Annotated in this window: 20 protein-coding genes and 1 riboswitch; of the genes, 9 read left to right on the top strand and 11 right to left on the bottom strand. The window is 70.7% G+C overall.

The genetic code is table 11. The features are described 5' to 3' along the window. Positions 1-63: 63 nt before the first annotated feature. From AB8735_RS04835 to AB8735_RS04815, 5 genes are all read right to left on the bottom strand, one after another. On the bottom strand, positions 64-597 hold the full coding sequence (locus tag AB8735_RS04835; RefSeq protein ID WP_372405575.1) for an FcoT family thioesterase: 534 nt from the start codon (positions 595-597) through the stop codon (positions 64-66). Continuing rightward, positions 594-1478, bottom strand: coding sequence for a TauD/TfdA family dioxygenase (locus AB8735_RS04830; RefSeq protein WP_344032843.1), 885 nt, complete (start codon positions 1476-1478; stop codon positions 594-596). Before AB8735_RS04830 ends, AB8735_RS04835 begins: the two co-directional genes overlap by 4 nt. Before the next feature lie 29 nt (positions 1479-1507). Next, positions 1508-1744 (bottom strand): acyl carrier protein, encoded by a 237-nt coding sequence (locus AB8735_RS04825; protein ID WP_344032841.1) that lies wholly within the window; start codon positions 1742-1744, stop codon positions 1508-1510. Then, on the bottom strand, positions 1741-2823 hold the full coding sequence (locus tag AB8735_RS04820) for a beta-ketoacyl-ACP synthase III (protein ID WP_372411776.1): 1083 nt from the start codon (positions 2821-2823) through the stop codon (positions 1741-1743). The genes AB8735_RS04825 and AB8735_RS04820 overlap by 4 nt, the downstream gene beginning before the upstream one ends. A gap of 110 nt (positions 2824-2933) precedes the next feature. Beyond that, positions 2934-4337, bottom strand: coding sequence for an MFS transporter (locus AB8735_RS04815; RefSeq protein ID WP_344032839.1), 1404 nt, complete (start codon positions 4335-4337; stop codon positions 2934-2936). A gap of 1555 nt (positions 4338-5892) precedes the next feature. Here AB8735_RS04815 and AB8735_RS04810 point away from each other — a divergent pair. Then, entirely contained in the window at positions 5893-7311 is a 1419-nt protein-coding gene (locus AB8735_RS04810) for a chitinase (RefSeq protein WP_372405573.1), read from the top strand. 18 nt (positions 7312-7329) lie between these two features. On the opposite strand, the gene AB8735_RS04805 is transcribed toward AB8735_RS04810, so the two are convergent. Further along, positions 7330-7944 (bottom strand): TetR family transcriptional regulator, encoded by a 615-nt coding sequence (locus tag AB8735_RS04805; RefSeq protein ID WP_372405572.1) that lies wholly within the window; start codon positions 7942-7944, stop codon positions 7330-7332. A gap of 102 nt (positions 7945-8046) precedes the next feature. Between AB8735_RS04805 and AB8735_RS04800 the strand changes: the two genes are divergently transcribed. The 4 genes from AB8735_RS04800 (at position 8047) to thiI (ending at position 11416) form a co-directional block, all read left to right on the top strand. Then, entirely contained in the window at positions 8047-8208 is a 162-nt protein-coding gene (locus AB8735_RS04800; RefSeq protein WP_344032833.1) for a hypothetical protein, read from the top strand. Position 8209: 1 nt separating this feature from the next. Then, positions 8210-8509, top strand: coding sequence for a hypothetical protein (locus tag AB8735_RS04795; RefSeq protein ID WP_372405570.1), 300 nt, complete (start codon positions 8210-8212; stop codon positions 8507-8509). A gap of 217 nt (positions 8510-8726) precedes the next feature. Beyond that, positions 8727-9803 (top strand): HoxN/HupN/NixA family nickel/cobalt transporter, encoded by a 1077-nt coding sequence (locus tag AB8735_RS04790; RefSeq protein WP_344032891.1) that lies wholly within the window; start codon positions 8727-8729, stop codon positions 9801-9803. A gap of 81 nt (positions 9804-9884) precedes the next feature. Beyond that, a riboswitch (cobalamin riboswitch) is annotated at positions 9885-10025 on the top strand. Positions 10026-10174: 149 nt separating this feature from the next. Further along, on the top strand, positions 10175-11416 hold the full coding sequence (gene thiI, locus AB8735_RS04785; protein WP_372405569.1) for a tRNA uracil 4-sulfurtransferase ThiI: 1242 nt from the start codon (positions 10175-10177) through the stop codon (positions 11414-11416). A gap of 8 nt (positions 11417-11424) precedes the next feature. Here thiI and AB8735_RS04780 read toward each other — a convergent pair whose 3' ends face one another. Together AB8735_RS04780 and AB8735_RS04775 are read right to left on the bottom strand one after the other, a co-directional pair. After that, complete coding sequence (locus AB8735_RS04780; protein ID WP_372404158.1) at positions 11425-12294, bottom strand: IS5 family transposase; 870 nt, start codon at positions 12292-12294, stop codon at positions 11425-11427. 281 nt (positions 12295-12575) lie between these two features. Further along, a complete protein-coding gene (locus tag AB8735_RS04775; RefSeq protein ID WP_372404156.1) occupies positions 12576-13415 on the bottom strand; it encodes an IS5 family transposase in 840 nt (279 codons plus the stop codon). A 260-nt stretch (positions 13416-13675) separates the two neighbouring features. Here AB8735_RS04775 and AB8735_RS04770 point away from each other — a divergent pair, with 260 nt between their 5' ends. Beyond that, the gene (locus tag AB8735_RS04770; protein WP_372405568.1) at positions 13676-15808 is read left to right on the top strand and encodes a glycoside hydrolase; all 2133 of its coding nucleotides are present in this window, start codon (positions 13676-13678) and stop codon (positions 15806-15808) included. 184 nt (positions 15809-15992) lie between these two features. Further along, positions 15993-17210 carry a glycosyltransferase gene (locus AB8735_RS04765; RefSeq protein ID WP_372405567.1) on the top strand — a complete coding sequence of 406 codons (1218 nt, stop codon included), beginning with the start codon at positions 15993-15995 and terminating at the stop codon, positions 17208-17210. A 30-nt stretch (positions 17211-17240) separates the two neighbouring features. Here the strand turns inward: AB8735_RS04765 and AB8735_RS04760 are convergent, their stop codons facing one another. The 3 genes from AB8735_RS04760 to AB8735_RS04750 are packed head-to-tail and all read right to left on the bottom strand — an operon-like array spanning position 17241 to position 20823. Continuing rightward, complete coding sequence (locus AB8735_RS04760) at positions 17241-18371, bottom strand: bifunctional 2-methylcitrate synthase/citrate synthase (RefSeq protein ID WP_372405565.1); 1131 nt, start codon at positions 18369-18371, stop codon at positions 17241-17243. Between the two features lie 26 nt (positions 18372-18397). Further along, complete coding sequence (gene prpB, locus AB8735_RS04755; protein ID WP_372405564.1) at positions 18398-19303, bottom strand: methylisocitrate lyase; 906 nt, start codon at positions 19301-19303, stop codon at positions 18398-18400. Further along, on the bottom strand, positions 19303-20823 hold the full coding sequence (locus AB8735_RS04750; RefSeq protein ID WP_372405562.1) for an MmgE/PrpD family protein: 1521 nt from the start codon (positions 20821-20823) through the stop codon (positions 19303-19305). Before AB8735_RS04750 ends, prpB begins: the two co-directional genes overlap by 1 nt. Positions 20824-21023: 200 nt before the next feature. Between AB8735_RS04750 and AB8735_RS04745 the strand changes: the two genes are divergently transcribed. Together AB8735_RS04745 and AB8735_RS04740 are read left to right on the top strand one after the other, a co-directional pair. Continuing rightward, positions 21024-22457, top strand: coding sequence for a short-chain fatty acyl-CoA regulator family protein (locus tag AB8735_RS04745; protein WP_372405560.1), 1434 nt, complete (start codon positions 21024-21026; stop codon positions 22455-22457). Positions 22458-22669: 212 nt separating this feature from the next. Continuing rightward, on the top strand, positions 22670-23983 hold the full coding sequence (locus AB8735_RS04740) for an extracellular solute-binding protein (protein WP_372405559.1): 1314 nt from the start codon (positions 22670-22672) through the stop codon (positions 23981-23983). The last annotated feature ends 3 nt before the right edge of the window (positions 23984-23986 follow it).

Here is a 23986-nt window from a genome sequence, read left to right as displayed (position 1 = left end):
CCGCCGGGAGGCGGCGGCGCACCATGGACAGGGGTCCTGCTGTTCGGCGGGTTATTCGGCGTTTTATTCGGCGTTGACGAAGGCGAGTTTCACTTCGCCGTCGCAGCGCCCGCCCGCCTCGTCCCAGTACCGGTACTGCGTGTCGGCGAGGATCATCGGGGCGGACCCGCCGGGCGAGCGGCGCTCCACCGAGGTGAAGGTGAACTCGCCGGAGAACGCGCGGGCGTTGATCGGACGCCGGAAGTTGCCGCCGAACCGCGCGATGAGGATGTCGGGCAGCTGGTGACGCCAGTAGTCCTCCAGCGTCCAGTTGCCGAACTCCTCCAGCAGCCCTTCCTTCACCGACTTGGCGACCGCGTAGTACATCATCTGGTTGTAGCTGATGTTGACCTCGACCGCGTTGAGGTGGCCGGTGTCGTCGATGTAGCACGACTCCGGGATGCCGAACTCGCAGCGGGCCGTGACCCGGCCGTCCTTGACCGAGACCGTCGCGGACGTGAGGTACTTGCAGTGCGCCTTGTACGGCACGAGCACCCGCTCCAGGAGTTCGGCGTCGTTCCCGAACTCCCGGGGCGCGGTGTCTTGCTGAGCGGTCATGCCGTCAGACCGTCGTAGAGCTTGTGCTCGTCGTGCACGGTGACGCGGAAGGAGACGACGGGCTCGGGCGTGGTGGTGTGCAGCGCGCGGTGGATCAGGCTGCGGTTGTCCCAGATGAGCAGGTCGCCCTGCTCGGGGTGGAACAGGTGGATGTTCTCGTGGGTGAAGGTGTTGTCCAGCTGGCCGGTGGCCTCGAAGAGCCGGTCCAGCAGGTCCGACTCGACCGGCGTGCCGTCCGCGTGCTCCAGGCCGACGGTGAAGCCCTCGCTGATGTAGAGGACGGTCTCACCGGTCAGCGGGTGCTTGAAGGTCAGCGGCTGGCGGGCCGGCGGGGTGTGCTCCTCGATCTCGGTGAGGATCTCGGAGATCGGACGGTAGACGTCGTGCGGCCGGATCTTGAAGTACTTGCGGACCGAGTGCACGCCGACGAGGCCGGCGACCTCGTCCTTGAGGTCCTGCGGCAGGGCCTCGTAGGCCTTGCCCATGTCGATGTAGTACGTGCCGCGGTTCTTCTGGGGGATGACCTGCGGGTAGATCAGCGTGAGCCCGAAGGGGTCGGGCATGAACTGGTAGTCCGCGTGCCAGAACTTGCCGGTCTTCGGCACACCGATCTGCTTGCCGTCCTTGGGCACGTTCGAGGAGACGAATATCTCCTCGACCTCGGGGTGCTTGTACATGGGCTCGTAGTAGACCTCGGGGCGGCCGAACATCTTGCCGAGCTCCAGGTACTGAGGGGGCGTGAGGTCCTGCCCCTTCAGCACGACGATCTTCTGGGTGTAGATCGTCTCCTTGATCGCCTTGATGTCCTCGGCCGTGGCGACGGTGTGGTCGAATCCCTCGACCGTGGCCCCGAAGGCGCCGGACTGCGCTTTGATCTCCATGGTTCCTTTTCCGTTCCGTAGACGTGCGGTTACTGGGCGAGCTTGGAGTCGATCAGCCGGGCCGTCGCGTCAAGAGTGAGGTCCTCCTGAAGCTCGTTGTCCTCGATGGTGACGCCGAGATCGCGCTCGATGCGCATGCTGATCTCCACCAGGGTGAGCGAGTCGACGTCCAGCTGTGCGAAGGTCGCCCCCGGGGCGATCAGTTCGGCCGGGGCGTCGTGCAACGTGTTCACGATGCCGACCAGTTGGTCGTAGGTGGTGCTCATGACGCGGGTTCTTCTCCTTGGTCGTACGACGGGCCCGGCTCAGGGAGGGCAGGCCAGGTCAGGAAGCAGGAGCCCCAGGTGAGGCCCCCGCCGAAAGCGGTGAGCAGGACGTTGTCGCCGGGGCGGAGCGTGCCGCGGGCGAGAGCGTCGGACAGGGCGAGCGGGATGGACGCGGCGCCGGTGTTGCCCACGGACTCGACGTTGGACACACAGCGGTCCGCCGGGAGTCCGAGGTCGTCCGCCACCGAGCGCAGGATCCGGAGGTTGGCCTGGTGCGGCACGAAGTGGTCGATGTCCTCGGCCTTGCGGTCGGCGAGCTCCAGCGTGGTCCGCGCGGACGCCGCCATGCGGGTGACCGCGTGCCGGAAGACCTCCTTGCCCCGCATGGAGAAGTGCCGGTCGGCCCGGCTCGGTTCGGCCTCCGAGGTGCGCTGCCGGGAGCCGCCCGCCGCCACCATGATCATTTCCTCGTTGGCGCCGTCGCTGCCGAGGTCGAAGTGGCCCACGGCGCCCGGCTCGTCGGGGTCGCCGGCGCGCAGCACCACGGCGCCCGCCCCGTCCCCGAAGATGATCGCGTTGGTCCGGTCGTCGGGGTCGACGATCGCCGAGTAGGTGTCCGCGCCGATGAGCAGGACCCGCTCGGCCACCCCCGCCGCGATCAGACCTGCGGCCGAGGCCAGTCCGTAGACGAAGCCGGTGCAGACGGCGCTGACGTCGAACGCGGCCGCCCCGGTGAGGCCCAGCCGGGAGGCGACGACCGGAGCGGTCGCCGGGCACGGCCGGTCCGGGGTCGTGGTGGCGACCACCACGGCGTCCACGGTGTCCGTGCCCGCCGAGCGCAGGGCCCGGCGGCCCGCCTCCACCGCCATGTCGGAGGTGGCCTGGCCGGGCTCGACGAAGTGCCGCTGTCCGATCCCGGTACGGGTACGGATCCAGGTGTCGCTGGTGTCGAGCCGCCGGGACAGCTCCTCGTTGGTCACCACGCGCGGCGGGACCCACCCGGCCAGCCCGCACAGGACGGCGGCCCGGCCCTGCGGCGTTCGGGGGGAGGACAGTACGGACGGAGGGGTGGGGGGCAGGCTGGGCACGACGGTGTCTCCTCGAAATCACACGCTCTGCTTGCGGATGCCGGTACGCGGAAGCCGGGACCGGAAGGGGCCGCCGGGTACGGCGGCGGACCGGGGCACTCCTACCGGCCGGGACGCCCGCGGAGGGCCAGGACCGCGACGGCACCGGCACCGATGCCCGCCGCGATCACATAGACGGCGGCGCGCACCCCGTCCAGCAGTTCGTCCGGGGAGAGCCCGTGGTTGCCCACGTCCCCCACGGCGATCAGGGCCGCCAGGCCCACGGCGCCGCCCACCTGCATCGTGGTGGACGCCATGCCGGAGGCCACGCCCTGATCGCCCGGCTCGACCCCGGCCGAGGCCGTGATCCACATGCCGGTCCAGGCGGCGCCCTGGCCGAGGCTCATGAGGACGATGCCGGGCACCAGGCGCAGATAGGAACCGTGGTCGTCGAAGGACAGGGCGAGCGTCAGCACGCCCACGGCCCCGACGGCCAGGCCGCCGACGAGCATGGTCCGCACTCCGAGGAGGGCCACGGCTCTCTCCCCGGCCTGCGTCCCGACGGCGACGACCACCGCGGGCAGCAGGAAGGCGAGTCCGGTGCCGATCGCGCTGTAGCCGCGCACGGTCTGGAAGTAGACGGTCAGGAAGTAGGGGACCGAGCTGAACGTCGCGTTGAACAGTGCGGTCATCGCCATCGCGCCGAGCAGCCCGCGGTTGCGGAACAGCCGGGTCGGGGTGAGCGGGTCACGGGTGCGCTTCTCGACGACGGCGAAGAGCACCAGCAGGAGGAGGGCCAGGACCGCGCTGACCAGGACGGTGCTGCTGCCCCAGCCGGCCTCGGGGCCGTGCACGAGGACGAAGACCAGCAGGGTGATGCCGCCGGTGGCGGTCAGGGCGCCGAGGAGGTCGAAGTCGCCCCGGCGGGCCAGGGGTTCGTCCGGCGGGAAGAGGAGCCACCCCGCCAGGGCCAGGCCGCCGGCGAGGGGGACGTTGACCACGAAGACGGACGGCCAGCCGAAGGCGTCCACCAGGACGCCGCCCAGGAGCGAGCCGAAGCACAGCCCGCCCGCGCCGGCGGCACCCCAGACGGACAGGGCCCGGTTACGGCTGGGGCCCTCCTCGTAGAGGGTGTTGATCAGGGAGAGGGTGGCGGGGAAGAGCAGGGACCCGCCGATGCCCTGGACCGCGCGGACCGCCACCAGGACGCCCGCCGAGCCGGACAGACCGCCGATCAGCGACGAGACGGCGTACAGCAGCGAGGCGACGACGAAGACCCGGCGCCGTCCGAGCAGATCCGTCGCCCGTCCGCCCAGCAGCAGGAACCCTCCGGTGGCCACCACATAGGCGCTGACCACCCATTGCAGGTCCTGACCGGAGAAGCCCAGCCCCGAGCCGATGCTCGGCAGGGCGACGTAGACGATGTTGAAGTCGAGCGAGATGACCAGCTGCGCGGTGGCGAGGACCAGCAGGACCAGTCCAAGTCGCGTGCGCGCAGGGGCGCTCGGCGACTTTAATCCAGGCATGTGCGGAAATTCCCCCTTGACCCACTGAACCTGTGCATAGTGGATCCCCGTGTCACGCGCCCCATGTGAAGTGGGTGGCGTGGTGGCGGCCCCTCTGCATCCATGCCGTCCGCTGACAGGTCCCCACGCACAGTGAGTCACCTGTAAGGAGTACGGCTCGAACTGGATTCTGACTCATGCGGTGATCTTCGGCCAGCCTGGGCACCGATTATCGGACTGTCCCCGATTACCGTTGCCAAACGGACCGTAATGCGCTGCGAGTTGGCGTGAATCGATCATGACGGAATCTTTAATTCCGGGGTTTCCGGGCAGCTCAGGGCTGGTCGGGGCCGCTGTTTCCTGAGGTGCGGAGGGCGGTGGAGAGGGCTCTCGGGGTCGCCGCCGGACGGCCTCCGAAGAGTGGAGGCTCGCATTCAGTAGTCAGTTTCCGGCTATGCGTGGAAAGTTCGGAGGTAAGAGATGGCTGATTCGCGCTCTTGGGCGAAGTGTGTGTAGTCGGTTACTCGCTGCATGCGCGCGGGGGAGGGAAGGTCCTGTCCGGCGCGGCGGATGCCCTGATGGGGCGGTGGTTCACCGGTGTCGCGGGCGGTCGCGACCGGTGGTGCTGAGGGATGGATTCCGCACGGGACCGCGCGCATGGCCGGAAAACGTGCAGCCAGTCCCGTGAGATCGATTGCAGACTGAGGGCTTCGAGCTCAGCCAAGATCGTCGCAGGCCGGCGTCCGGCCGGCCGGAAGGAGGATCAACTCATGGTGAACAGTGCTCAGTTGACGGACATCGCCACGCCCAGCGCCAGCTGCAACTGCGGCCCCGGCTGCACCTGTGGCTGCCAGCAGGGTCGCGCCTGCCACTGTGGCGACTCGTGTCCCCAGTAAGGGAGCGCTGAAGCCTGTTCCGCGCCCCCGCGACCGGACGACGACCGGTCGAGGGCTCGTGTGACGGCATGTGCGCCCGGCCCGGGGCCCGGCCGCGCCGGCGGGAAGTGTCGTACCGACCTTTCCCGTCCGGCGCGTCCGGGCCCTGTTCGCGTGACGGGGGCGGTCCGTCACGGACGGTCCGACGATCGCGCGAACTTCCCTTGTTCGCCCTGACTTTCGGCCAATATCTGTTCTCGTTCGCACAGGGTTCGGTTGCACCCTTATTGCTGATCTTGCCGTGGTTTGACGGTCCGCCGCCGGGGTGCCGATCCGCTGTGCGCCCGCCCGGTGCCGTGCCCGGGCCGGCGGCCCCCGTTCCCTTCGGACTCCCTCCGGAAGGGTTCCGGAAGCGAAGCCCCCGTCGCACCCCGGGGGCTGCGGTCTATACCAATACCGTCGCCAGGGCCCGGACGCTGTCCGGAACGGGTCGGCCGGAAAGGGTGCCTGTTTGCGAATCCCGGGGCAACTCCGGTTCCTCGGGAGGCTCCTGTGGGGCATGTGGCGCGTTCGGGGCGGCGGACGGCCCGCTCGTGGCGGGAATCGGCCTCCCCCGGGGGTGATCAGCATGTTGAACGGGGAACCGAATCCGCGGCCGGCGGGATGCCGCCGTGCCGTGCCACCCCCCACGAGGAGGAACCATGCGAGTGCGCCCGGTTCTGGCCGCCGCGGCCGCTGCCCCCGTCCTGCTGGCCGCCGTCGCGGGAACGGCGGGCCCGTCGGCCGCCGCCCCCGCGACGGCGGAGCACACCGTCCGGGCGGAGGCCGTGAGACCGGCCGCCGCCCCCGACCCGCTGCGGGCCGTGCTGCTGGAGGGGGCCGACAAGGTGTCCGTGCAGTGGGTGGGCGACCAGACCGGCTCCCCGGACAGGGACTGGTCCACCGGCGGCAACTACCACTACAGGATCCTCCCCACCCCGGGGAAGGACACCTCCGACGTCGGCTGGAAGCTCCGTCTCACCCTGCCCGAAGGGCAGATCCTCGCCCAGGAGTACGAGCAGGACTCCGTGGTGCAGGACGGCAGTTCCGTCACGATCACCCCCAAGGACGGCTACCGCAGAAACGTCCCGGCCGCCGGGCTCGGCATCGTCCTGGAGTGGAAGGCCGACGACCGGCTGATCGACGCGGTTCCCGGCGACCCCAAGGAGGCCGCCCCGTTCGCCCCCTACGCGGACGCCGGCCTCTATCCGACGCCCGACCTGGAGGCCCTCCACCAGGCCTCCGGCGCCCGGCAGTTCACCACGGCCTTCATCGTGGCCGACCCCCAGGACGGCTCGGTCCCCGTCTGGTCCGGGCAGCACTCGCAGCCCGTCTCCGGCAACTTCCTCGTGCCGCAGATCAACAAGCTGCGCAGGGCCGGCGGCGACGTGGTCGTGTCCTTCGGCGGCGCGAGCAACCAGGAACTCGCCCTGACCATCGGCGACACGGACCGGCTCACCGCCGCCTACCGCGGCGTGGTGGAGCGCCTCAAGGCCACCAAGCTGGACTTCGACATCGAGGGCACGGCCATCCTCGACGCCCGGGCCAACACCCGCCGGGCCCAGGCCCTCGCCGCGCTCCAGCGGGAGTACGACGCGAAGGGGCAGCCCCTCCACATCTCCTACACCCTCCCCGTCATGGAGGACGGCCTGACCGCGGAAGGCCTGGCGGTCGTCCGGGACGCGGTGGCCCAGGGCCTCAGGATCGGGACCTGGAACGTCATGACCATGGATTACGGGCACCCCGTCAAGGACATGGGTGCGGCGGCGATATCGGCGGGCACCGCCCTGCACGACCAGCTGAAGCCGTTCCACCCCGGGGCCTCCGACGCCGATCTGTGGAAGAAGGTCGGCATCACCCCGATGCTCGGGAAGAACGACCAGCCCGAGGAGACCTTCACCATCGACGACGCCGCCCGCCTGACCACGTGGGCGAACGAGAAGCACATCGGCCGCCTGGCCATGTGGCAGATCCAGCGCGACCACCCGTGCGCCAGCGCCAAGGTCGAGCTGAACTGTTCCAGTATCCCGGACCAGAAGGACTACGGATTCAGCGCCGAGTTCGGCAGGTTCACCGGCTGAGCCCGGCGGCGCCCGCGCCTACCAGTGGCGGCGGCCGCGGCTGATCAGCCGCAGCTGCCGCCGTGCGGTGTCCGCGATCCGGCCCTCGCCCCCGGGCGCCGCCTCCAGGAGCGCGGACGCGGTCATCACGAGATGGTCGACGTAGAGGCCGGCGAGCATCCGGACGTCCTCCCGGCTCCAGCCGCGCGACGCCTCCTGCGCGCCGAGCGCCTCGGCGACCTCGTCGCCGAAGCGCTCCAGCTCCGCCGCGATGGCCTCGCGCACCGCCCGTACGCCGCCGTGGCGTTCGCGGGCGAGGAAGCGGACGTGCGCCCGGTGGGCGCGGACGTGCTCGGCGACCACCTCGACGGAGCGGTCGATGAGCTCCTCGGAGTCCTCCTGTCCGGCCAGGATCCTCCGGAACATGCCGTGCAGGCTGTGGAGCGACTCCTCGACGAGGGCCACGCCGAGGTCGCCCATGTCCCTGAAGTGCCGGTAGAACGCGGCGGGTGCCACCCCTACGACGCGGGTCACCTCGCGCAGCCCGAGGCTGCTCAGGCTCTGCTCCTCCAACAGCCGCAGAGCGGCGTCCAGAAGGGCCCGACGCGTCCTCAACTTCTGTGCCTGGCGGGTTCCGAGGGTGTTGCTGCTCATGGAGTCAGTAAACAACTGTTTGCCAGGGCCTGCCAGTCGCGAGTACGCTGATTTCAGTGAACGACTGTTTCTTCAACTGTTCACTCAAGGAGGTGCAGACCCGTGTTCTTCCTCATGGCCGCCATCCTCGTCATGGGCGTCCTGATGGGCGCGGCGGCCCACACCCCGCTCCCGGTCCTGCTGCCGGCCGCCGCCGTCGTCGCCCTGTGGCTGCTGGTCTTCGCGCTCCGCGAGCGCAACCGGGCGCGGACGGAGGGGCGTTGACATGACGACATCGACGACGGACCGGCGTCCCCGTGCGCAAAGCGCACCAAGCGGCCCCCCGCGCGGTACGCAGGCCGACGGCATGGCCGTCGCCGCCTTCGTCCTGGGCCTGATGGGGCTGCTGGTCTTCAACGTGGTGCTCGGCCCGCTGGCCCTGGCCCTCGGCGGCCTCGCCCTCGCCCGGGGCACGGCCCGCCGCGGCCGGGCCCTCCTCGGCCTGACCCTGGGCGCAGCCGACCTGCTCGTCCTCCTGGCCCTGACCCTGGCGGACCACACCGTCTCCTGGAGCCTGGGCGGCTGACCCCTCGCACTGCCGTGCACCGGCGCGAACGGGCGGCCGCACGCCCGCACTTGCCGCGCGCTCCCATGCGTTGTTGCATAGGTATTGCAGGTGGAAATCGGCCGCGCCTACGGTGTGCCCTTCCTGGTACGCCCAAGGAAGGGAACCCGCGATGACCACTGGCTCTTCCACCGTCACGGGCCTGCGACCGTCCCGCTGGCACCGGGTCTCGGGAGCGATATCGCGCCACGAATGGCGACGGCTCGGCGGGATGGCGGCCGTCGTCGTCGCCCTGCACATCGTCGGCTGGTTCACGCTCGTCGCGCTCGTCGCCCCCGGGCACTACAGCCTGGGCACGAAGTCCTTCGGGATCGGCATCGGCGTGACCGCCTACACCCTCGGACTGCGGCACGCCTTCGACGCCGACCACATCGCCGCGATCGACAACACCACCCGCAAACTGATGCACGCCGGACAGCGGCCGCTGTCGGTCGGCTTCTGGTTCGCCCTCGGCCACTCCAGCGTGGTCTTCGCCCTCGCCTTCCTGCTCTCGCTCGGCGTCCGGCAGCTGGCCGGGCCGGTGGCGGACGAGGGCTCCGGGCTGCACGCCGTCACCGGCTGGATCGGCACCACCGTCTCCGGCGCCTTCCTCTACGCGATCGCGATCATCAACATGGTGATCCTCGCCGGGATCTGGAAGGTCTTCCGGCGGATGCGCTCCGGCCACTTCGACGAGGCGGCGCTGGAGGAGCAGCTGAACAACCGCGGCCTGATGAACCGCCTGCTGGGCCGGGTGACGAAGGCGATCACCCGGCCCTGGCAGATGTATCCGCTGGGCCTGCTGTTCGGCCTGGGCTTCGACACCGCCACCGAGGTCGCCCTGCTCGTGCTGGCGGGCTCCGGCGCCGCCTCCGGCCTGCCCTGGTACGCGATCCTCTGCCTGCCCGTACTGTTCGCGGCGGGCATGACGCTGCTGGACACCGTCGACGGCACGTTCATGAACTTCGCCTACGGCTGGGCCTTCTCCAAGCCGGTCCGCAAGGTCTACTACAACCTCACCGTCACCGGCCTGTCCGTCGCCGTCGCCTTCCTCATCGGCACCGTCGAACTCCTGGGCCTCCTCGCCGACAAGCTCGGTCTCCACGGGCCCTTCTGGGACTGGATCGCCGGCCTGGACCTCAACGTCGTCGGGTTCGTCGTCGTCGGGCTGTTCCTGGCGACCTGGATCCTCGCCCTGGTGGTGTGGAAGGCCGCCCGCATCGAGGAGAAGTGGAGCGCGCACGTCCGGCCCGAGCGGGTGACCGTCGCCGACTGACACACCGGGCAGCGGACGCCTGCTGTGACTTAACCTGGAGGACGCAGCCGGTTCGCCCTGCCCGCCAGGCAGGCGCGTCGCAAGAGGGAACCCGGTGGGAATCCGGGACTGCCCCGCAGCGGTGAGCGGGAACGACCGCCGTCATGAGCACTGGGATCCGCGAGGCCCCCGGGAAGCGACGGCCAGTAGGTCAGTGAAGGATGCCCGCGAGTCCGAAGACCTGCCGCTGCCCGCGCGTGACCGCCACGCGCGGTCCGACCGGTGGCCCCGAGGGAGGGCGACGCGGGGAACACACCGGCACGCACCGCACCGCGCGCCGGGCCCTCCGCGCCCGCCCGGGGCCCGCGACGCGACGCGCGAAGGAGAACTCCGTGCCCCGGCAGCCGACCGCCCCCACCGGGGAATCCCCCCGGCCCGCCCCCTGTGTCCTCCTCAAGCCCGGCGAAACGTTCCTCAAGGGCCGCAACCGGGAGCGTTTCGAGCAGCGGCTGCAGGACAACCTGCGGTACGCCCTACGCGGCGTCGGCGGATCCACCTGGATCAGGACCACCCAGAGCGTGACCGTGCTCGGCGGGCAGGTCCCCGTGGCGGAACTGGTCGAACGGGCCCTCCGCGTCATCGGGTTCAGCGTCGTGGAACCCGCGGTCCGGGTGCCCAGCACGGTCGAGGACATCGGCGCGACCGTGCTGGACGCCCTGGACGGACTCCGCGCCGGACGCCCCGGCCTCACCTTCGCGGTCCGCGCCCGCCGCCGCGACAAGGACTTCCCCCTCACCTCCACCCAGCTCGAACGCCACGTCGGAGGCGTTGTCCACGAGACCCTCGGGCTGCCGGTCGACCTCCGTACACCCGACGTCCGCGTCTCCGTCGAGGTCGGCCGGCACGAGACCTACCTGTCGTGGGAGCGCCACAAGGGACAGGGCGGCCTGCCCGTGGGCAGCGGCGGCCGCGCCCTCGTCCTGCTCTCCGGCGGCTACGACTCGCCCGTCGCCGCCTACCGCGCCATGCGCCGCGGCCTGCGCTGCGACTTCGTCCACTTCACCGGCGCCCCGTACACCAACGCCTCCTCCGTCTACAAGGCATACGCCCTCGCCCGCGAACTCAACCGCTACCAGCCGGGAGGCCGGCTCCATGTCGTCGCCCTCGGCACGGCCCAGAAGCAGCTGGCCGTCGCCGGCGCCGGCAAGCTCCAAGTGATCGCCCAGCGGCGCCTGATGATCCGCACGGCGAGCGCCCTCGCCCGGCGGACCGGCGCCGAGGCCGTCGTCACCGGCGACAGCCTCGGCCAGGTCGCCAGCCAGACCCTCGCCAACATGGCGACCATCGACGAGGCCGCCTCCCTGCCCGTCCTCCGCCCGCTCCTGGGCTGGGAGAAACAGGAGATCATCGACGAGGCCCGGGCCATCGGCACCGCCGCCGTCTCCGTCCTCCCCGACGAGGACTGCTGCAAGCTCCTCGCCCCGGAACGGGTCACCACCCGCGCCCGCGTCCCCGATGTGCAACGGGTCGAGAAACGGCTCGACATGGACGAGGTCATCGAGGGGCTGCTGCGGAACGCGCAGTGCCTGCGGCCGGGGGCGGACGAGGACGGAAGCGACGCCGACGCTTCTTAGTGGAGGTTTCATCCTGGGCGTGGTGTCTCATCCTCGGGCGTTGAGGTGCGCCAGGTTTGGGTGGTTTCTCCGGTGATCCGGCGGGCCATGGTGTCGATCATTGCAAGGTAGATCATGGCTTCAGAGCTGGCGGTCAGCGTCTCGTAGTCGCGGGCCAGACGGCGGTGCATCATGATCCAACCGAAGGTCCGCTCTACTGGCCAGCGGTGTGGAATCGGAGCGAATCCCCTGGTCCCGGGCTTGCGTTGGACGATTTCCAGGTCGATGCCCAGCCGGGCGGCGCTCTCGACGAGGTGCTGGCGGTAGCCGCCGTCGACCCAGATCTTCCGCAGCCGCCGGTGTGCCCGGGAGGCCTGCCTGATCAAGGGTGTGCCGGCGGTGGAGTCCTGCACGCTGGCGGCAGTGACCAGCACGAACAGCAGCAGGCCGAGCGTGTCGGTCAGGATGCTGCGCTTGCGGCCGACGATCTTCTTCGCGGCGTCCGTGCCCTGTGTGGCGGACGGGACGGTGTGGGCGGTCTTCACGCTCTGCGCGTCGATGATCCCCGCGCTCGGCTCGGCGTCCCGTCCGGCCTGCTCACGCAGCCGGTGCCGCAGCAGCCCGTTCAGCTTCTCGAAGACTCCCTCGTCACGCCAGTACGCGAAGTAGTGGTAGGTGGTCTCCCACGGCGGGAAGTCGTGGGGCAGGTAGCGCCAGGGGATGCCGGTGCGGTCCACGTACAAGATCGCATCCAGCAGGTCCCGCAGCGCGTACTTCGGTGGCCGCCCACCGGGGATGCCGGCCTGGCGGCGCTTGGCACGCCACTCGCTCAACACCGGCTCCACCAGGGCCCATCGGTCATCGGACAGATCGCTGCCATACGCTCGGCGTTCGCCCATACTCTTGGCGTACCGCGTTGGGGAACCCACCGCCAGGGCCCGGAGGTCCACTCGCCGATTCCTGGGTGAGACCGGGCATCCTTGAATGAGACAGACTCCAAGGCTGATGTCGGAACCCAAAGCGCATAACGCGCCGCAAGTCCGATGCCGTGGTGCACCAACAGGAACGAAAACCACACGTGCCTCACTGACCGCTCTTCAGAATCGGTCTGCCACGGGGGATTCCAGGATGAAACCTCCACTCAGAGGGCGTTTAATCTAGGCGGATTGCCGCTTATGCCCTAGTAGGTTCCTCGCCAGGTTGGTGTGGTCTCGTCCGTTATGCGCTTGGCGAGGTTGTCGATGGACGCGACCTGGATCATGGCCTCGGAGCTGGCGGTAAGAGTCTCGTAGTCGCGGGCGAGGCGTCGGTGCATCATGATCCACCCGATACTCCGTTCCACCACCCAGCGCCTTTTCACGACATGAAATCCGCGAACTCCGGGGTTCCTGTTGACGACTTCGACGTCGATTCCGAGCTTCGCCCCGTGCTCGACGACGGCGTTCTTGAAGCCGGTGTCGACCCAGCTCTTGGAGATGGTCGGATACGTTTCCTTCGCTTGGTCGAGGAGGCGTATTCCCAGGGCGTTCTCGTGGAGGCCGGCGGCCGTGACGGTCACGGCGAGGATGAGGCCGAGCGTGTCGGTCAGGATGCCGCGCTTGCGGCCTACGATCTTCTTGGCGGCATCGGTTCCCTGGCTGGTCACGGGCACGTTGGTGGAGGTCTTCACGCTCTGGGTGTCGATGACGGAGGCGGTGGGTTCGGGCTTGCGGCCTTCCTTTACGCGGGCCAATCCCGTGAGGTCGTAGTTGAGTTGGGCGAAGATTCCCTCGTCGCGCCAGGCCGCGTAGTAGAAGTAGACGGTGCCGTGTCCGGGGAAGTCGTGCGGGAGGTACTTCCAGGGGATTCCCGTGCGGTTCAGATAGAGAATCGCGTTGAACACATCGCGGAGTTCGACCGTGGCCGGCTTTCCGGTGGGGCGACGGTCGAGCCGGGCTTTCCGCCAGGCCGTCAACGTCGGCTCGATCAAGGCCCATCGGGCGTCGGACAGGTCGCTGGGGTACGGCTTCCGCTGGCTCACGCCGTAGCGTGATCATGGTCGAGACGGACGGTGTCGTTCCGCTGCATGTTCGGCGATTCTCCCTGATCTTGAAACCAGACGGACTCCCGGCGTCAGAAGCGAGCGAAACGGACGACAGGTCCCGAGCAGCGACGGGGCACGAAGTCTGCATACCTCGCGAAGCCAAGCAAACTAGGGCAGCGGCAAAGGCCATTTATCGGAACAGAACTAGGTAAACGCCCTCGTAAAGATCGTTTAGAAACGTTCCGTATCACTGTGTCATGCACACCGCCATCCGGAACACGCCCAGCGCAGAACCGTCCCGCCGGTACGCCCGGCAGACCGTCCTCGCCCTCGCCATCGCCACCGCGTTCACGGCCACCACCGCGGAGGCGGCCACCGCCCCGGTGCCGGCCGCCGGTGCCACCGCCCCGGCGGAGGTGCGCATCCACGACGGCCGGGTCGACATCCCGCTGCCGGGTGGCACCGTCACCGTCGACCCCGCCACTCTGAAGACCGAGGCCCGCACCCGCGACGGCCGTACCGTCCTGTTGTCCGCCCCCGCGCCGCAGGCCCCCGGGAAGCCGGCGGGGCCGATCCGGACGAAGCGCGGCGCCACCTGGTCGTACCCGGGCAAGGGGCTGAAGGCGGAGGCCCGCGCGGATCACGGGCGGCTGCTGGTCACCTTCACCGCCACCGGCGGCGACACCTCTCTGCAGTGGCCGGTGACCGCCACCGACCCGGCCGTCGAGGCCCTCCAGTTCCCGCGCGGCGAGGGGCTCTCCGTGCCCGTCGCCGACCCCTTCTGGAACTCGGCCGACGGCGGACTGGTCGGCGAGGAACAGGACATCAGCTCCCAGTTCTCCCTGCCGGTATGGGGACATACGCTCCGTTCCGGCCACGGCGGCGTCAGCTACATCACCCCGACCGACATCGGCAGTTCGCTGACCTTCGCCTCCCGGGGAGGACGACTGCGGGCCACCGCCCGGCACGAGTTCTCCCGGCGGCAGGACACCCGCGTCTACACTGTGGCGCTCTCCCTCACCGACGGTTCCCCGGTGGCCCCGGCCGTGGACTACCGTAACTGGCTCTCCGAGCACGGACAGTTGGGCAGCCTGAGCGAGAAGATCAGGAAGAACCCCGCGACGGGCAGGCTGCTCGGCGCGTTCCACGCCTACGCCTGGGGCGGCGCCCGCCGGGCCTCCTATGTGAAGCGCCTCAAGGACCTGGGCGTCTCCCGCCTCTGGCTCGGCTACGACTCGGACGACACCCCGATGAAGAAGGCGGACGCCGACGCCGCCAAGGCCGCCGGCTACCTGGTGGGCCCGTACGACTCCTTCGCCGACGGTCAGCGGAAGACGCCCGAATCCTCGCCCAACACCATCTGGCCCGACGATGTTTACCCCACCTTCTGCGTCCAGCGGGCCGACGGGACGCCCCAGCCCGGCTTCCGGAAGAAGGGCTGCTACCTCAGTTCGCAAGCCTTCGAACAGGCCGAGCCGGTCAAGCACTACCTCGCCGACCGCACCCGCCCGCTGGTCGCCAACGGCGCCGACAGCTACTTCCTCGACGTGGACGCGGCGGGCGAACTCTTCCGTGACTTCGACCCCAAGCACCCCATGACCAAGGCCCAGGACCGCACCAACCGGCTCGCCCGGATGAAGCGCCTGGCGGACGGCACGTACGACCCGACCACGAAGAAGCGCAATCCGCTGGTCCTGGGTTCGGAGTCCGCTTCCGCCTGGGCCAATCAGGTACTGGCCTTCGAGCACGGTGCCGGCACCCCGGTGGACGGCCGGCTGTGGGGCATGGAGACGGGCCACTTCGACAGCAGGCCGGAGGACCCCAAGGACGACGACGCCTGGGGCGGCTACATGCCGGAGGACGCCGCCGCCACCTTCTTCAAGCCCGTACGGGTCGGCGACTTCAAGCCGGAGCACCGGGCCGCCGTGGCCCACACGCTCAAGGCCATGTACGACCCGGCGTACCGCGTGCCCCTGTACGGGACGGCCCTCCACGGCTCGCTCGTCAACGCGGAACGCTGGGAACTCCCCTTCGGCAAGCTCCCCGACCAGAAGCGGGACCGGGCCCTGCTGGCCATGCTCTACAACACCCCGCTCAACTTCGTGCTCAGCGACAAGGACAAGCGCGACCGGCAGAACCTGCGCGAACTGGCGGCCCTGCAGAAGTACTTCGCCCCCCTGCACCAGGCTGCGGGCACCCGGCAGCTGACCTCTTTCCGTTGGCTGACCGGCGACCACCTGGTCCAGCGCACGGTCTTCGGCGACGGCACCCTGACCGTCACCGCCAACTTCGGCACCAAGGCCCACGAGGGGCTGCCGGGCGGCTGCGTGGACGCCCGGCTGAGGGGGAAGACGGCTCAGCGGCTGTGCCCGGGCAAGGTCATCTCCTAGGGAAAGGGCTTTGCTGGGCCCGCACCGCCCCGGGGCGGGCCCCGGGCTTCATTGGGGTTTCATCGCTCGCTGCCAATGTCGTCGAACGAACCCGGAGAAGCTTGCTCCGTGAATTCTGGAGAGTCCTCATTCTGATGGAGAGGTTGTTCAGTTGCTTCCACGTGCTGAATCATCCCCGAAGACCGTGGCGTGGATCACCGCAAGCTTTCCACCCGAGGTGAGCGGCATCTCGCTGGGGAATATCGAGCGAGCTCGGTGGTTCGCTTCGCAGCCGAATGTGCGTTTATTTTTGCTGGTCCCCGAAGTCGCCCATGACAGTCTTCCGACCGGTGCGGGCGTGTCCGGTCTGGAACTGCTCCCCTATGACTCCAAGCCATGGCTGCCCTATCCGATGCTGCGCACCCCGCGCCGGGCCGCACTCGCGCAGATCGACGCTGCGCTGGAGAAGATCGCGCCGCACCTGGTGGTCGTCATCGACCCTGAACGGTCCTTTGTGTTCGGCTCGTGGGGGATACCGGGACACGCTTACGCACGGCGGCACGGTGTGCCCTATGTGGCTCAGTATCAAGGCGACCACTTCAACTCCGCCCGCAGCTACCCGGTCCTGCGTCATCTGGTGACCTCGATGTTCCCGCCCATCATGCGTCACGTGTACCGCCATTTCGACACCGCCATCTGTGCGACCCCCTATGCTGCGGACACCCTGAGCGGACTCAGCGACGTGCGGATCGAACAAGTTCCCTTCGACAGCGTCGACATCGACTCTTTCGGCACCGACCGCGCCGACCCTGCCGTTCTTTCCAGGCTGGCACCTGGTTACGACGGCCGCGGCAAACGCATGCTCTACCTGGGCCGACTTGCCCGTGAGAAACGCCTCGACCTCATCGTCGAGGCGTTTCTCAAACTGAGCGCCATGCCCGGCAACGAAGACCTCTCCCTCTTCATCGCCGGTGACGGCCCGCCCGACATCACCGCCCGGATCGCACGACTGGCCGCGGCCTCGCCCCGGATCCATCTCCTCGGCTTCGTCCGCGGCGCCGACCGCAGCGCCCTCTACGCCTCCTGCCACGTGTTCTGTACAGCCTGCCCCTACGAGACCTTCGGCTGTACCGTCGTCGAAGCGATGGCCTCCGGAATTCCTGTGGTCACCCCCTCCAGCGGGGGCATTACCAGCATCCTCTCCAACGGCCGCAACGCCTACCTCTTCCAGCCCGACAACCCCGACGCACTTCTCGGCGCCCTCCGCGCAGCTTTCGACGACAACGGTCGCGTCACCGGCCAAGCACGCCTCGACGCCGCCCAATTCGCCACGGAAAGATGCTGTACGCATCTCCTCGCCGGCTACCGGCGCCTCACTGCCGCAACCTCCCACGAGCGCGAGAGGTGCGACGGCTGCTGTTGAGGAAGAGGGACAGGACGTCCCATCGGCCCGTTACGCCGGGACCGCCCGCTGCCCCGGCCCCGTGTACGCCCCCAGCGGGCGGATCAGCGCGTTGTGGGCGAGCTGTTCGGTGATGTGGGCCGTCCAGCCGGTGATGCGGGCCATGACGAAGAGGGGGGTGAACGTGGGGACGTCGAAGCCCATCAGGTGGTAGGCGAGACCGGCGGGGTAGTCGAGGTTGGGGTGGAGGCCTTTGCGGTGGAGCATGGCGGTGCGGAGGGCGGCGTGGAGGGCGGCCAGGCGGGGTGTGTCCGGGGCGTCCGACAGGGCGATCAGACGGTCCGTCGCCTGCTGCATGACCGGGACGCGGGAGTCGCCGTGCTTGTAGACGCGGTGGCCGAAGCCCATGATCCTGCGCTTGGCGGCGAGCGCCTCGTCGAGCCAGCGGTCGACGTGCTGCGGGTCACCGATCTCGTGGAGCATGTGCAGGACGGCCTCGTTGGCTCCTCCGTGCAGCGGTCCCTTCAGTGCGCCGATGGCCGCGGTGACCGCGCTGTAGAGGTCGGAGAGGGTGGAGGTGACGACGCGGGCGGTGAACGTCGAGGCGTTGAAGCTGTGTTCGGCGTAGAGGACGAGGGAGGTCTCGAAGCAGCGGACCACCTCGGGGCCGGGGACGCCGCCGAAGCACATGTGGAAGAAGTTCTCGGCCAGCCCGAGGGACGGGTCGGGCGGGATCGGCGCGAGGCCCTGACGGCGGCGGTGGTCGGCGGCGACGACCACCGGCAGCTTCGCGAGCAGGGTCAGGGACTTGGCGCGGTGGGCCGCAGGGCTGCCGTCGTCCTCCGTCGGGTCCTCGGCGCCGAACAGGCTGACGGCGGTGCGCAGGACATCCATGGGGTGGCAGGTGCGCGGCAGCCGGTCCAGCAGCTCGGCCGTGCTGCGGTCGAGGGGCCGCAGGGCCCGTTCCCGCGCCCGGAACTCCACGAGCTGTTCACGGCCGGGCAGTTCGCCGTGCCACAGGAGGTACGCGACCTCCTCGAACGAGCGGCGGGCGGCGAGGTCCTGCACCGGATAGCCGCGGTAGGTCAGGGAGTTGGTCTCCTGGATGACAGTGGAGATGGTGGTGCTGTCGACGACGACGCCGGTGAGCCCGCGGTGGATCTCGGGCGCGGTGGTGGTCATGGGAGTGCCTCCGGAAGGGAGAGAGGTCAGGCGCCGGGCGGGAGCGTGAAGTCGAAGACGGCCGTGTCGAAGGCCGCATATTGCTCGTAGCCGAGGAGTCCGTACAGCCGCGAGCGGGTCTGCATGCGGGGGAGGAGCGAGGCCTGGGTGCCCTCGGCGGCCAGGGTGCGCAGGCCGTCCTCGACCGCGCCCATGGCCAGGCGCAGCAGGGTGACGGGGTAGAGGGCGATGTTGTAGCCGAGGTTCTCCAGGGTGCGGGCGTCCAGGAGGGGGCCCTTGCCGAACTCGGTCATGTTGGCGAGCAGCGGTACGTCCACGGCCGCGCGGAACGCCGCGAACTCGGCCTCGTCCGCGAGGGCTTCGGGGAAGACGGCGTCGGCGCCCGCGTCCACGTACGCCTTGGCGCGGTCGATCGCCGCCGCCAGCCCCTCGGGGCCGCGGGCGTCGGTACGGGCCATCAGCACCAGGTCCGGGTCGCGGCGGGCATCGGCGGCGGCCCGGATCCGGCGGACCATCTCCGCGCGCGGCACCACCGTCTTGCCGTCGAGATGGCCGCACCGCTTGGGGTTGACCTGGTCCTCCAGGTGCAGTCCGGCCGCGCCCGCGTCCTCCAGCAGCTGCACGGTCCGGGCGGCGTTCAGCGGCTCGCCGAAGCCGGTGTCGGCGTCGACGAGCAGCGGGAGGCCGGTCACCCGGGCGATCTGCCGGGCGCGGTCGGCGACTTCGCCCGCGGTGGTCAGTCCGATGTCGGGCAGCCCCAGGTCGGCGGAGAGCGCGGCACCGGAGAGGTAGACGGCGTCGAAGCCGGTCTCCTCGACCAGCCGGGCGGAGAGCGGGTTGACGGCTCCGGGGACGCGCAACAGGCGCCCGGAGGCGAGCCGTTCGCGGAAGGAGCGGCGGCGTTCGACGGGTGTGGTGCGGGTGTGCAGCATCAGAACAGCCCTCCGGGCAGCCCGGCGTCGTAGGCGGTGACCTCGCCGGTGTCGACGGCGGGGAAGAGCGCGGCGAGGCCGGCGGTGTCGAGGCCGGCCAGTCCGGCGGCGGCCGCCAGGAAGCGGTCCTGTGCCGCCGCGGGGACCCGGCCCTCCGTCAGCGTGCGGAACTTGGCGGTGTACCCGGCGCGGTCGAAGGGGTGCGCCCCGTTGGGATGGGCGTCGGCGACGGCCAGTTCGTCCTCGACGACCGCCCCGTCGTCCAGCGTGATCACGGCCCGGCCGCCGAACGCGCGCCGCGCCGGGTCGGGGTCGTGGTAGCGGCGGGTCCACTCCGGGTCCTCGACGGTGGTGATCTTCCGCCACAGCGCAACGGTCTCCGGACGGCGGACGCGCCCGGGCGCGTACGAGCGCTCGTGGTGCCAGACACCGTCCTCCAGGGCCACCGCGAAGATGTACGGCACGGAGTGGTCCAGCGTCTCGCGGGACGCCGCCGGGTCGTACTTCTGCGGGTCGCCGGAGCCGGACCCGATCACGTGGTGGGTGTGGTGGCTGGTGTGCAGCACGACGGAGCGCACCCGGTCCGGCGGTCCGGCCTTTTCCCGCAGCCGCCGGGCCAGATCGATGAACGCCTGCGCCTGGTACTCGGCGGAGTGCTCCTTGGTGTACGTGTCGAGGATGGCGCGCCGCGGCTCGTCCGGCCCGGGGAGCGTGACGGTGTACGTGGCCCCGGGACCGCCCAGCATCCGGGCGAGGAAGCCGTCCTCGCCCTCGTAGACGGGCGACGGGGCGCCCTCGCCGCGCATCGCGCGGTCCACGGCCTCGACCGCCGCCTTCCCGGCGAACGCGGGCGCGAACGCCTTCCAGCTGGAGATCTCGCCCTTGCGGGACTGCCGGGTGGCGGTGGTGGTGTGCACTGCCTGCTGCACGGCCTGGTGGACGACTTCCGTGGGCAGCCGCAGCAGGGCGCCGAGGCCGCAGGCGGTGGCCGCGCTCAGGTGGGCGACGTGGTCGATGCGGTGCTCGTGCAGGCAGATTCCCTTCACCAGGGCGACGTGCACCTCGTACGCGGCGACGATGCCGCGCAGCAGGTCGGCGCCGGAGCGGCCGGTGTGCTGGGCGACGGCCAGCAGGGGCGGGATGTTGTCGCCGGGGTGGGAGTAGTCGGCCGCCAGATAGACATCGTGGAAGTCCAGCTCCCGGACCGCCGTGCCGTTGGCCCACGCCGCCCATTCCGGGGAGACGCGGACGCCGGGCGCCGTGCCGAGGACCGAGGCGCCGGGCGCGGCGGTGTGCGGGAGGGCCTGGGCGCGGGCGACCGCGACCGGGCGGCGGAGCAGCGAGGCGACGGCGACGGCCGCGTTGTCGACGACCCGGTCGACGGCCGTGGCCGTGGCGGCCGGGTCCAGGTCCGGTGCCTCCTGGGTCGCGGTGGCGACGGACGCGAGCTTCCAGGCGAGCTGCTCCTCGCGGGGGAGCCGGGCCGAGCTGGGGTGGACGCGTACCTGATGGGCGATCACGGGGCTCCTCGGGGCCTCAAGGAAGGTTTGTCGTGACGAGCCTTCCCCGTCGCGGCCCGGTCCGCGAGAGGTCCACTCTGTGGAATCCGTCCAGACCGGCGGTGCGAAACTGCGAATTCTGCGAAAGCTGCGAATGGTAACTTCGCAGGAACGGGGGAGAGGGACGGGGAGAAGAGCGGGGGAGAGGAGCGGCACACCGCATGGGACGCCCCGAGGGCCGCAAGGTCTACGCACACGCCAAGCTGCGCAGGCTGCGCCGCGAGCACGGACTCAACCAGGTGGAGCTGGCCCGCCGGCTGGACATCTCCACCAGCTACCTCAACCAGATCGAGCACAGCCGGCGCCCGCTCACGGCGCCCGTCCTGCTGCGGCTGGCCGAAGTGCTCGGCGTGGACGCCGAGTTCTTCTCGGAGGCCGGGGAGGAGCGCCTCGCCACGGATCTGCGCGCGGCGCTGGGCGACGAGGCCTGCGGGGTCACGGTGCCCGCCGAGGACGTGGCCGACGTGGCGCGCGACCACCCCGAGGTGGCCCGTGCCCTGGTCGCCCTCCACCGCCGCTACCGCGACGCGGCCGAGCGGGCCGCCGCCCTCGCCGCGCCGGGCGACACCGACGCCGCCCTGCCGCCGGGCGAACCCCACGACGACGTACGGGACTTCTTCTACGCCCACCACAACCACTTCGAACCGCTCGACTCCGCGGCCGAGCGCACCGCCGACGCCCTGGGCCTGCCCGCCGCGGGCCGTGCGGCCGACGCGCTCGCCCGCCGCCTGGCCGACCGCCACGGGGTGACGGTCGTCCGGGCCGCACCCGAACGGGCGGCCGACGTCCGGCGCTTCGACCCGGACCGCGGGCTGCTCTTCCTCTCGCCCCGGCTCGACGACGGGCGGCGGGCCTTCCAACTCGCCACCCAGCTCGCCTTCCTGGAACACGGCCCGCTGCTCGACGCGCTCGTCGCCCGCGCCGACGTCAGCCCCGGCCCGTCGGCCGCCCTCGCCCGCATCGGCCTCGCCGACTACTTCGCCGGCGCCCTGCTCATGCCGTACACCGCCTTCCACGCCGCGGCCGAGGAACTCCGCTACGACATCGAGCTCCTCCAGGCCCGCTTCGGCGTCGGCTTCGAGACCGTCTGCCACCGTCTCAGCACCCTCCAGCGCACCGGACGGCGCGGCGTCCCCTTCTCCTTCCTGCGCGTCGACCGGGCCGGCAATATCTCCAAACGCCAGTCGGCCACCGACTTCCACTTCTCCCGCCTCGGCGGCACCTGCCCCCTGTGGACCGTCTACGAGGCGTTCTCCGCCCCCGGCCGCATCCTCACCCAGGTCGCCGAAATGCCCGACGGCAAGCGGTACTTCTGGACCGCCCGCACCGTCACCCGCGGCGGCTTCGGTCACCGCGCCCGCCGCGCCGAGTTCGCCGTCGCCCTCGGCTGCGAACTCCGCCACGCCCACCGCCTCGTCTACGCCGAGGGCATCGCCCTCGACGACCCCCGCGCCGCCACCCCGATCGGCCTCGGCTGCCGCATCTGCGAACGCCGCGACTGCGCACAGCGGGCCCGCCCGCCGGCGGGCGGACGCCTGGCGGTGGACGCGGACCGGCGGACGCAGGTGCCGTATCCGGTGGTCGGGGGCGACTGATCCACGGCCCGCGCTCCGCCGCCGGGGGACTACCACCGGATCGTCAAATGATCGATCGGCGGCCCCTGTTGCCCCGTTGACAGGTGCCGGGCGTCACCGCGTGCCTTCCGGGAACGGCCGGGCCGGGCCGGTACAAAGAGGCCGGGGAACCACTCGCCCGTCCCCGGCGCCGGATGCGCTCCGACGGGCCGTCCCGGAGGGACTGATCGCCGATGCCGGACCGGGTGGGACGGCGCCGGATGCTGGCCGGGATCGCGGGGCTCGCCGCCGGAGGCTGCACGGCGCGTCCGGACCGGGGCGGTGGGCGCGGTCCCGTGGACCTGAAGCTGCTGTCGCACTACGGGGAAGGGCCCCTGGAGGCAGGGCTGCGGCGCGCCGTCGACGACTGGAACGCCGGGCAGTCGCGCAGCAGGGTGGAGACGGTGGCGGTCCGGTTCGAGGACCTGCTCACCACCGTCGTGGTGCGGCAGGCGGCGGGGCAGGGGACCGACATCCTGCACCTCTACGCGCTGTGGGCGGGGCAGCTGGTGCGCGCCGGAGTGCTGCGTCCCGTGCCGCCGGGCGACGCCGTACGCGTACGGGACGGGTTCCCCGCCGCCGTCGCCGGGGCGGTCGGCGTCGACGGCGTTCCTTTCGGCTACCCCACCGAGGTGCAGACGTACGGGCTGTACTGCAACCGCCGTCTCCTCGCCGCGGCCGGGGCCGCCCGGCCGCCGCGCACCTGGCGGGAGCTGGAGGCCGTCGCCCGCGCCGCGACGCGCAAGGACCGTCATGGCAACACCGTGGTCCAAGGGCTGGCCCTGTCCCGCGTGGACGACTCCGAGACCGTCAACCCGGTGCTCGCCCTCCTCGCCTCCGGGGGCGGCGCCTTCCTCACCGCCGACGGACGGGGGTGCGCCCTCGGGTCTCCCGCCGGCGACGCCGTGTTCGGTCTCCAGCGGCGGCTGGTGCGCACCGGCGCCGGCGATCCGGCGATCGACATGTACGCGGCCTTTCCCGCGGGCCGGGCGGCCATGGCCGTCAACGGCGGCTGGTGGTGCGGCAGTCTCACCGCGTCGATGGGGGAGCGGTACCGCGACGTCGTCACCGCCGCACTGCCCGGCCCTGCCGCGGGCGACCGGGGAACTCTGGCCACGGCGTTCCTCATGGGCGTCAACACCCAGTGCCGGCACCCCGGTCCGGCCTGGGAGTTCGTGCGCTGGCTCAACGCCGATGCCGTGGCCCCGCCCGGGGGCGGGGGCGCGCGGGTCACCAGGATGAGCGCCCTGCAATGGGCGGCCGGTTCGATGACCGGACGCACCGCCGACATGCGCGCCCTGCTCGGCGCGCACGGCGACCCCAACGCCGTGCCCTTCCTCGACGCCCTCGCCCACGCCACCCCCGAACCCAACGGCCCGCGCGCACAACAGGCCAAGTCCGTGCTGCGGAAGAACATCGAGGAGATGTGGAACGGCCGGCTGTCGGCCGCCGAAGCCCTGAACGCCACCTGCACGCAGGTCGACAGGGAACTCTCCCGCCCGGGCTGACCC

The sequence above is a fragment of the Streptomyces luteireticuli genome (assembly GCF_041519305.1).
GTDB lineage: Bacteria > Actinomycetota > Actinomycetes > Streptomycetales > Streptomycetaceae > Streptomyces > Streptomyces luteireticuli.
This window is presented reverse-complemented; position numbering and strand designations above follow the sequence as displayed.